Annotated in this window: 9 protein-coding genes; 6 read left to right on the forward strand and 3 right to left on the reverse strand. The window is 67.3% G+C overall.

Annotation, left to right across the window (positions count from 1 at the left end; all coding sequences use genetic code 11):
* The first annotated feature begins 58 nt into the window (after nucleotides 1-58).
* Nucleotides 59-721 carry a TetR/AcrR family transcriptional regulator gene (locus R1L06_RS14545; RefSeq protein WP_317218057.1) on the forward strand — a complete coding sequence of 221 codons (663 nt, stop codon included), beginning with the start codon at nucleotides 59-61 and terminating at the stop codon, nucleotides 719-721.
* Nucleotides 722-772: 51 nt separating this feature from the next.
* Here R1L06_RS14545 and R1L06_RS14550 read toward each other — a convergent pair whose 3' ends face one another.
* Both R1L06_RS14550 and R1L06_RS14555 read right to left on the reverse strand, forming a co-directional pair.
* Nucleotides 773-1,435 (reverse strand): SMI1/KNR4 family protein, encoded by a 663-nt coding sequence (locus R1L06_RS14550; protein ID WP_317218058.1) that lies wholly within the window; start codon nucleotides 1,433-1,435, stop codon nucleotides 773-775.
* A gap of 129 nt (nucleotides 1,436-1,564) precedes the next feature.
* The gene (locus tag R1L06_RS14555) at nucleotides 1,565-2,449 is read right to left on the reverse strand and encodes a LysR family transcriptional regulator (RefSeq protein ID WP_180845154.1); all 885 of its coding nucleotides are present in this window, start codon (nucleotides 2,447-2,449) and stop codon (nucleotides 1,565-1,567) included.
* 107 nt (nucleotides 2,450-2,556) lie between these two features.
* Here R1L06_RS14555 and R1L06_RS14560 point away from each other — a divergent pair, with 107 nt between their 5' ends.
* From R1L06_RS14560 to R1L06_RS14570, 3 genes are all read left to right on the forward strand, one after another.
* Nucleotides 2,557-3,615 (forward strand): NAD(P)-dependent alcohol dehydrogenase, encoded by a 1,059-nt coding sequence (locus R1L06_RS14560; RefSeq protein ID WP_032129891.1) that lies wholly within the window; start codon nucleotides 2,557-2,559, stop codon nucleotides 3,613-3,615.
* 117 nt (nucleotides 3,616-3,732) lie between these two features.
* Nucleotides 3,733-4,989: an NnrS family protein gene (locus R1L06_RS14565; RefSeq protein WP_317218059.1), complete on the forward strand. Its 1,257-nt coding sequence runs from the start codon at nucleotides 3,733-3,735 to the stop codon at nucleotides 4,987-4,989.
* A 31-nt stretch (nucleotides 4,990-5,020) separates the two neighbouring features.
* The gene (locus R1L06_RS14570) at nucleotides 5,021-5,617 is read left to right on the forward strand and encodes a GrpB family protein (protein ID WP_032972196.1); all 597 of its coding nucleotides are present in this window, start codon (nucleotides 5,021-5,023) and stop codon (nucleotides 5,615-5,617) included.
* A gap of 45 nt (nucleotides 5,618-5,662) precedes the next feature.
* Here R1L06_RS14570 and R1L06_RS14575 read toward each other — a convergent pair whose 3' ends face one another.
* Entirely contained in the window at nucleotides 5,663-7,027 is a 1,365-nt protein-coding gene (locus R1L06_RS14575; protein ID WP_317218060.1) for a glutamate--cysteine ligase, read from the reverse strand.
* Nucleotides 7,028-7,179: 152 nt separating this feature from the next.
* On the opposite strand from R1L06_RS14575, the gene R1L06_RS14580 reads away from it, so the two are divergent.
* Nucleotides 7,180-7,884: a VIT1/CCC1 transporter family protein gene (locus R1L06_RS14580; protein WP_049421856.1), complete on the forward strand. Its 705-nt coding sequence runs from the start codon at nucleotides 7,180-7,182 to the stop codon at nucleotides 7,882-7,884.
* Complete coding sequence (locus R1L06_RS14585; protein ID WP_049400270.1) at nucleotides 7,881-8,705, forward strand: helix-turn-helix transcriptional regulator; 825 nt, start codon at nucleotides 7,881-7,883, stop codon at nucleotides 8,703-8,705. The genes R1L06_RS14580 and R1L06_RS14585 overlap by 4 nt, the downstream gene beginning before the upstream one ends.
* Nucleotides 8,706-8,768 lie beyond the last annotated feature (63 nt).

Raw genomic sequence — 8,768 nt, forward strand, 5'->3', positions numbered from 1 at the left:
CGGGAGACCTGACAATACGGAAACGTTCTTCGTTTCTCAATTATCCGAATGCGGTAAGATGGGCGCAATGAACAGCACCACCCTGCCCGAGCCACCCTCACCAATCCGCCGCCGCGGCCGCCCTGCGCGGCCGGAAGCCGAAGTCCGCCACGCCGTGCTGCAGGCCACGCTGGAGCTGCTGCTGGCACAGGGTTACGAGGCCACCACCATCGAAGCGGTGGCGACGCACGCCGGGGTAGCGAAGAAGACCGTGTACCGCCACGCCAGCAACCGCGAGGAACTGGTCGGGTTGGCCGTGCGCGAGTGGACCGACGGCTTCGCGCCGCAGTTGCAGCGCGATGCGCACGACGCCGATGAGGTGATGCCGTTGCTGCAGGCCATCCTGCACGCGGTGTGCGCGCAGGCACTGTCGGCGCAGGCAGTGCAGGTATTCCGCCTGCTGGCCACCGGCTTTCCTGGCAAGGACGCGCTGCTGCAGGCCTATCTGGACAATGGCATCGAACGCGGCCGTGCGCTGCTGGCCGACTGGCTGGCGCGTCAGCAGCAGCGCGGGCTGCTGCGCGAGGGAGATGCCGCGTGCATGGCACGGCTGATCCTGGCGATGGCCGTGGCCGAGCCGCTGCGCGAACGCGTGATCGGTGTGGTGGCCGAGGATGCGCCGGTAGAGGTGCATCTGCATGATTGCCTGGAATTGTTGGCACCCGTACTGCAGGTGCCGTAGCCGGCCGCATCCACGCATGGCGAGGTTCTACCGGCAGCGCTTCGGATCAGGTCACGCCTGCACGTAGGGCATTTCGCTGTCGATACCGTCGAACGCGATCAGCTGCAACAGCGGCTGCACGTCCTCGTCACTGATCTCACCCGCAGTGATGTCATCCACGCGTGCATACAACGCCTCCAGCGCCGCTACCTGGTCCCCTCGCAGCCAGCCACGATGGGTACCGAGCCAAGCCTGCAGATTGGTTCCGATATCGCCCTCCGAAAGCAGCGAATCCTCATCCTCCAGCTCCACCACCGCTTCGGCCATCTTGCGGAACAGGAAGTCCTGGAAGTTCGCGGCCAGCAGATCGGCGCGATCATCGTCATGCCAGACCAGCAGCACCGGCGACTCGCTGGAACCCGGTGCATTGGTCCAGAAACAGTAGTGATCACCCGCGCCGGTGCGCGCGAACGGCAGCAGTTTCAGATCATCGCGCAGCGGGTTGTAATGATCTTCGGCAGTCAGATCTTCCCACGCTGCGCGCAGTTTGCTCGGCTCGATCGGTTCATAGTCGTTGGCATACAGCAGTACCGGCGGCTGCGGCTGCACCTGCGGGAACACCGTGCGGTACCAGTTCGGGCCCTGCTCGCCCCAGCTGAAACGGTTGCCTTCCACCAGCTGGCGGAACAACGGCGGGAAGGTCTGGCCGGAAGCCTGTTCGAGATCGGCGAGCATGCTCAATGACGTCCTTTTGTTGAGAAGACTCACTCTAGCGGGTGAACGCCATCCACGCATGGCGTGGATCTACCCGGAAAGCTCTCGTTGGAGCCGGTCATTGGACGGCACTGCGCCATCCACCGCGATTCACTCGCGCAGCATATCCACGAACGCACGCAGCGCACCGGGCATCTGCCGCTGCTTCGGGTAATACAGCGCGAAGCCGGCGAACGGCTCGCTCCAGTCTTCCAGCACCGCCACCATCTGCCCCGATTCGATGTAGGGCCGCGCGGTGTCTTCCAGCACGTAGGCCAGGCCGATGCCATCGAGTACCGCGCCGACCACGGTGCCCTGCTCGCCCAGCGTCAGCCGTCCGGGCACGTCGATCTCCAGCGCCTGCCCACCGCGCTCGAACTGCCACTTGTACAGATGCCCGCTGGCGAAGCGGAAGCGGATGCATTCGTGTGCAGCGAGATCGCGCGGATGCTGTGGCGCAGGATGCCGCCGCAGATACTCCGGCGAGCCGACAATCAGCCCGCGCAGTGGTGGCCCCATCGGCACTGCCACCATGTCCTCGGGTACGAACTCGTGCAGGCGCACGCCGGCGTCGTAGCCCTCGGCGACGATGTCGACCAGGCCGTCGTTCTCGGTCAGCTCCACCCGCACGTCGGGATGGGCGTGCAGGAAGCGCGCCAACCGTGGTCCCAGCTGTGTCGCCACCGCCGCACGGGTGGCATTGATGCGCAGCAGGCCAGCCGGGACAGCACGGAACTGGTTCATCTCCTCCAACGCATCGTGCACCTGCCCCAAGGCCGGCTGCAGGCGCTCCAGCAGGCGCTGCCCGGCCTCGGTCAGGGCCACGCTGCGGGTGGTGCGATGAAACAGGCCCACCCCCAACCGTTCTTCAAGCGCGCGGATCGCATAGCTCACCGCCGAGGTCGACAGCGCCAGCTCGGCGCCGGCACGGCGGAAGCTGCGGTGGCGGGCGACTGCGGCGAACGCGGCCAGGTGGGAGAGATTGTCAGTGGCCATGATTGTGCAGTTTCACTTGATGAATCATGCCGATATCCGGGCTTTTTGCCGCTGGGTACGGGGCGTATTGTAAAGCGCCTTTCGACAAACCCTGCCAAGGATTCCCCATGTCCCTCGCCCGTGGTTACGCCGCCCATTCACATACCGACCCGCTGATCCCCTACGAGTTCGAACGCCGCGCGGTCGGCCCGGACGATGTACGTATCGAGATCCTCTACAGCGGCATCTGCCATTCCGACCTGCACCAGGCCCGCGACGACTGGGGTGGCTCGATCTACCCGATGGTGCCGGGCCACGAGATCATCGGCCGCGTCACCGAGGTCGGCAGCAACGTCACCCGCTTCAAGGTGGGCGACCACGCCGGCGTGGGCTGCATGGTCGACTCGTGCCGCCACTGCGACGCCTGCGAGCACGACCTGGAGCAGTACTGCGCCGAAGGCGCGACCTGGACCTACAACGGCCGTGAACGCGAAAGCGGCGCGCCGACCTACGGCGGCTATTCCGACCACGTGGTGGTCGAACAGCGCTTCGTGGTGAAGGTGTCCGAAACGCTGGACCTGAAGGCCGCCGCCCCGCTGCTGTGCGCCGGCATCACCACCTGGTCGCCGCTGCGCCACTGGAAGGTCGGCCCGGGCCAGAAGGTCGGCGTGATCGGCCTCGGTGGCCTCGGCCACATGGGCGTGAAGTTCGCCAAGGCCCTCGGCGCGCACGTGGTGATGATCACCACCACGCCGGAAAAGGGTGCCGATGCCAAGCGCCTGGGCGCCGATGAAGTGCTGGTCTCGCGCGATGCCGCGCAGATGAAGGCGCACGCCGGCAGCTTCGACTTCCTGCTCAACACTATTCCGGTTGGCCATGACACCAACCCGTACATGGGCCTGCTCAAGCGCGAGGCCACCATGTGCCTGGTCGGCGTGCTGACCGAACTGGATCCGCCGCTGACCGGCGGCAGCGTGATCTTCGGCCGCAAGCACCTGACCGGCTCGGCGATCGGCGGCATGGCCGAAACCCAGGAAATGATGGATTTCTGCGCCGAGCACGGCATCGTCAGCGATGTCGAGATGATCGACATCAAGAACGTCAACGAAGCCTGGGAGCGCATGGCGAAGAACGATGTGCGCTACCGCTTCGTGATCGACATGGCGACGATGAAGAACGCCGCCTGATCGATCGGCGACTGTGAACGAAGAACCCCGGCACTGCCGGGGTTTCTTGTTTGCGTTGCACGGCCCGTCCGCCGGGCCATGCCCGGCGAGCGAAGCGGTTGCCTCCCCTCCTTGGGCATGACGAAGATCAAGGACCCGGCCACCAGCCGGGCGCAGACTCGCTGCATGGCCCGCCTGCCCTCCCCTGCGATGCTGATGCGCGCGCCGCACCGGCTGCTGTTCTTCATCGGCGCCAGCAACCTGCTGCTGGCAATGCTGTGGTGGGCGTTGTGGCTGGGCGCATTGCGCGGGTTGTGGAGGCCGCAGCCACCGCCGCTGCCTCCGGCCTGGCTGCACGCGCTGCTGATGCAGTACCTGGTACTGCCCAGTTTCATCTTCGGCTTCCTGCTCACCGTGTTCCCGCGCTGGATGGCACAGCCGGAGCTGCCACGCAGCCGTTATGCGCCGGTCGGCATCGGCCTGTTTGGTGGGCAGGCGTTGCTGATTGCCGCCGCCTGCGGGTGGACACCCGGACTGTGGCCCGGCCTGCTGCTGGCACTGGCCGGGTGGAGCGCCGGACTGATCGTGCTGGGACGCGTGCTCAAGGCCGCCGGTCCCAACCGCAACTGGCATGCGCGCGCCTGCTATGCCGCACTGCTGCTGGGCTGGCTGGGGCTGCTGCTGTTCATGGCGGTGGGGCGCGGCCACGCCACGCTGATGCCAGTCACGGTGGCACTCGGCACCTTCGGCCTGCTGCTACCGGTCTACCTCACCGTCGCGCACCGGATGATCCCGTTCTTCGCCAACAACGTGGTGGATGGCTATGTGGCGTGGCGCCCGCTGCGCTGGTTGGCTGCGATGTGGGCGCTGCTGATGCTGCGCCTGCTGTTGAGCGCGTTGCAGGTCGACCACCTGCTGTGGCTGGCCGATGCGCCGCTGCTGATGTTGTCGCTGCAGGCGCTATGGCACTGGTGGCCACGCGGGCCGATGCCGGGCCTGCTCGCGGCCCTGTTCCTTGCACTGGCGTGGCTGCCGATCAGCTTCGCGTTGTATCTGCTGCAGGACATCGGCCAGATGCTGGGCCATCCGCAACTGCTCGGCCGCGCGCCGCTGCATGCCCTCGCCGTGGGCCTGTTCGGCAGCCTGCTGGTGGCGATGGTGACCCGGGTCACCCAGGGCCATTCCGGCCGACCGCTGGTGATGCCGGCAGTGGCCTGGTTTGCGTTCGTCGCGCTGCAGGCGGTGGCGATCATGCGCATCGCTGCCGAACTGATGCCCGACGCCCATGCGTGGCATTTCGCCGCAGCCATCGGCTGGTTGCTGGCCTTGGCACCGTGGGTGGCGCGGCTCGGCTGGATCTACCTGTGCCCACGGCGCGACGGCAAGCCGGGCTGACATCACCGCCGGGCATGGCACCATGATGGGCATGTCCGATATCCCGCTCGATCCCACCGCAATCACCACCTTCGCCGATGGCGACCCTGAGGAGAATCCCTGGGTTCTCGGCGCGCCGCAGCCGGAAGCGCTGCAGGTGGTGCCCTGGTCCACGCTGTGGGCCGACCAGTTCGAGCAGCAGCGCACGCAGCTGCAGGCGACACTCGGCAACACCGCGCTGGGCATTGAACATGTCGGCTCCACCGCGGTGCCGGGCCTGCCGGCCAAACCGGTACTGGACATCGACCTGCTGGTTGCCGATCCCGCCGACGAAGCGGCCTGGCTGCCAGCGCTGCAGGCACTGGGCTACGTGCTTACCATCCGCGAACCCTCGTGGTACCAGCACCGCATGCTGCGACTGGACGTGCCGCGCGTGAACCTGCACGTGTTCGCACCTGGTTGCGCCGAGCACCTCCGCCACTGCTTGTTCCGCGATTGGCTGCGCAGCCATGAAGATGACCGCAGGCGCTATGCACAGGCCAAGCAGGCAGCACTGCAGGGCAATGCCAACGTGCAGGCCTACAACCGCAGCAAGCAGGATGTGGTTCGCGGCATCTACGCGCGCCTGTTCGCAGCGCGCGGGTGGTGACGCAACGGCAGGTGCCGGCCCCGGTTGGCACCCGCCGGAACAGTGTCAGTACGCGAACTCGCGGAACACCGGATCGACGTCGCCGTGCCAGCGGCCATGGAACAGCGCCAGCTTGCGTTCGGCCGGGGTCAGGCCGGACTCGACGATCTCCTGCAGCACGTCCAGGAACTTGCTCTCGTCCTGGCCGTCGGCATTGCGCGCCGCGCGGCGCTTGAGGCCTTCGACGGAAATCTTCACCGCTTCACGGGCCAGGTCGCGCACGCTGCCAGTGCGGAACGGCAGGTTCATCGCATGCTTCGGCACGCCGTCGCGCAGTGCATGGCGCTCGGCCAGGGTGAAATCACGTACCAGGTCCCAGGCCGCATCCAGTGCGGTGTCGTCGTACAACAGGCCCACCCAGAATGCCGGCAGCGCACACAGGCGGCTCCACGGGCCACCGTCGGCACCGCGCATTTCCAGGTACTTCTTCAGGCGCACTTCCGGGAACGCGGTGGTCATGTGGTCCGACCAGTCGCGCAGCGTCGGCAGCGCGCCCGGTAGCACCGGCAGCTTGGCCTGCATGAAATCGCGGAAGCTCTGCCCGCTGGCGTCGTGGTAGATGCCATCGCGGTAGGAGAAATACATCGGCACGTCGAGCAGGTAATCGACATAGCGCTCGTAACCGAAGCCATCCTCGAACACGAAGTCGAGCATGCCGGTGCGGTCGGCGTCGGTGTCGGTCCAGATATGCGAGCGGTAGCTCAGGTAGCCGTTGGGCTTGCCTTCGGTGAACGGCGAATCGGCGAACAGCGCGGTGGCGATCGGCTGCAGCGCCAGCGACACGCGGAACTTCTTCACCATGTCCGCTTCGGTGGCGTAGTCCAGGTTCACCTGCACCGTGCAGGTGCGGGTCATCATGTCCAGGCCCAGCGAGCCGACCTTGGGCATGTAGGCGCGCATGATCTTGTAGCGGCCCTTCGGCATCCACGGCATTTCATCGCGCTTCCATTTCGGCTGGAAGCCCATGCCGAGGAAGCCGAGCTGCAGCTCACCGGCCACCTGTGCCACTTCGTTGAGATGGGTGCCGGTCTCCACGCAGGTCTGGTGGATGGTCTCCAGCGCCGCTCCGGACAGTTCCAACTGACCGGCAGGTTCCAGCGTCACCGAGGCACCATCGCGCAGCAGGGCGATGGTGTTGCCATTCTCCTGCACCGGCTCCCAGCCGAAGCGGACCAGGCCGTTGAGCAGCGCTTCGATGCCGCGCTCGCCTTCAAAGGCCGGCGGGCGCAGGTCATCCAGGCGGAACCCGAACTTCTCGTGCTCGGTGCCGATGCGCCACTGCGCGCGGGGTTTCTCGCCGGAGGCGATCACCTCCACCAGCTGCGAGCGGTCGGTAATGGGTGTATCGGCGACGTGGCTGGGGCTCGACAAGGGGAAGGCTCGCTGGACAGTGGCGGGGGATGTGGGGCCCGGGGCCTTCCATCGCAAGGGCGCACTATAGCGTGGCGACCCGTTGCGTCATGCGACGGAGACGGTTTTCAGCATCCTACCGACGCCCTCTTGACCCTCGTACACTCGGGGCCATGAGCCGCCATTCACGACACCCCGAACTGCACCGCTCCGAGCGCGTCGGCTGGCTGCGTGCCGCCGTGCTGGGGGCCAACGATGGCATCGTCTCGGTGGCCGGCCTGGTGGTCGGCGTGGCCGCCAGCGGCGCCTCCGCGGCGACCATTCTGGCCACCGGCGTGGCTGGCACCGTGGCCGGCGCGATGTCGATGGCTGCTGGAGAGTATGTCTCCGTGCAGACCCAGGCCGACACCGAAGACGCCGACCTGGCGATGGAAAAGCGCGAACTGCACGAAGATCCGCACAGCGAGCTGGAAGAGCTGACCGCGATCTACCGCCACCGCGGCCTGGAGCCGGCGCTGGCGCGGCAGGTGGCCGAGCAGCTCACCGCCCACGACGCACTGGGCGCCCACGCCCGCGACGAGCTGGGCATCACCGATACCCTGCGCGCGCGCCCGCTGCAGGCAGCGCTGGCCTCGGCCGGCGCCTTCACCTGTGGTGCGGCACTGCCGGTGCTGACCGCGCTGCTCGCGCCGGTCGACAAGGTCGCGATGATGACCACCGCCAGCACCCTGCTCGGCCTGTGCCTGACCGGCGCGATGGCGGCCCAGGCCGGCGGCGCACCGCCGGTACGCGGCGCGATCCGGGTGATGTTCTGGGGCGCGTTGGCGATGGCCGCGGCCGCCGGCGTCGGTCGCCTGCTCGGCGCACACGTGACATGACCGCCATGCTGCCCCCGGCCACCGCACTGCTGGCCGAGATGGCCAGTCTGGCGGGCTGTGAGCGCGCCGAAGGCTATGCCTGCATCACCGCCCGTCGCGAGCATGGCGCCAGCTCGGTGGAGATTCCGCAACCGCAGTTCGCGATCCTGCTGGAGGGCCGCAAGCAGGTGCGCACCGCGCACCAGTCGCTGGAATTCATCCCCGGCGACATCCTGCTGCTGACCCAGCGCTGCCGGATCGATGTGGTCAACACGCCTGACCCGGGGACCGGCCGCTACCTCAGTGCCATCGTGCCGCTGTGTGCCGAAGTGCTGGCGGCCGCACGCACGCTGTGGAGCGAGGACCTTCCCGCGCCGGGCCAGGCGATGGCACGTCTGCCGTTGATCGACCATGGCCCGGTGCTGCGCCAGTGGCGGCAATCGCTGCAGGACGGCCGCTACAGCGAGGCACGATTGGCGCTGGCTTCGCTGGTGCTGACCCTGTGCCGGCAGGGCCACGGCAACCTGCTGCTGCCGCAGGCGCCGAGCCTGGGCGAACAGATCCGCGACCGCATCGCCGCCGAACCGGCACGCGACTGGCAATCGCGTGATGTGGAAGAACAGTTCGCGCTGAGCGGTGCGACCCTGCGTCGTCGTCTCGCCGCCGAGGACACCAGCCTGCGCCAGCTGCTTACCGAGGCCCGGCTGGCGCATGGCATGCAGCTGCTCTACACCACGGACCTGCCATTGAAGACCGTCGCAGCACGCGCGGGCTACCGGTCTGCGGCGAGTTTCAGCAAGCGCTTCGCCGAGCAGTACGGACTGGCTCCCACAGACATTTGAAGGGGTTCGGCAGGGCTGCGCCCTGCACCCGCAGAGGCAACGGCAACGGCCGAAGCAACAGCA

It is taken from the genome of Stenotrophomonas mexicanensis, from assembly GCF_032911605.1.
Classification (GTDB): domain Bacteria; phylum Pseudomonadota; class Gammaproteobacteria; order Xanthomonadales; family Xanthomonadaceae; genus Stenotrophomonas; species Stenotrophomonas maltophilia_A.

Coding starts and splice junctions, on each gene's coding strand:
- R1L06_RS14545 (WP_317218057.1), top strand. CDS start 59: ATGGGCGCAATGAACAGCACCACCCTGCCCGAGCCACCCTCACCAATC.
- R1L06_RS14560 (WP_032129891.1), top strand. CDS start 2,557: ATGTCCCTCGCCCGTGGTTACGCCGCCCATTCACATACCGACCCGCTG.
- R1L06_RS14580 (WP_049421856.1), top strand. CDS start 7,180: ATGAGCCGCCATTCACGACACCCCGAACTGCACCGCTCCGAGCGCGTC.
- R1L06_RS14565 (WP_317218059.1), top strand. CDS start 3,733: ATGACGAAGATCAAGGACCCGGCCACCAGCCGGGCGCAGACTCGCTGC.
- R1L06_RS14555 (WP_180845154.1), bottom strand. CDS start 2,449: ATGGCCACTGACAATCTCTCCCACCTGGCCGCGTTCGCCGCAGTCGCC.
- R1L06_RS14585 (WP_049400270.1), top strand. CDS start 7,881: ATGACCGCCATGCTGCCCCCGGCCACCGCACTGCTGGCCGAGATGGCC.
- R1L06_RS14570 (WP_032972196.1), top strand. CDS start 5,021: ATGTCCGATATCCCGCTCGATCCCACCGCAATCACCACCTTCGCCGAT.
- R1L06_RS14550 (WP_317218058.1), bottom strand. CDS start 1,435: ATGCTCGCCGATCTCGAACAGGCTTCCGGCCAGACCTTCCCGCCGTTG.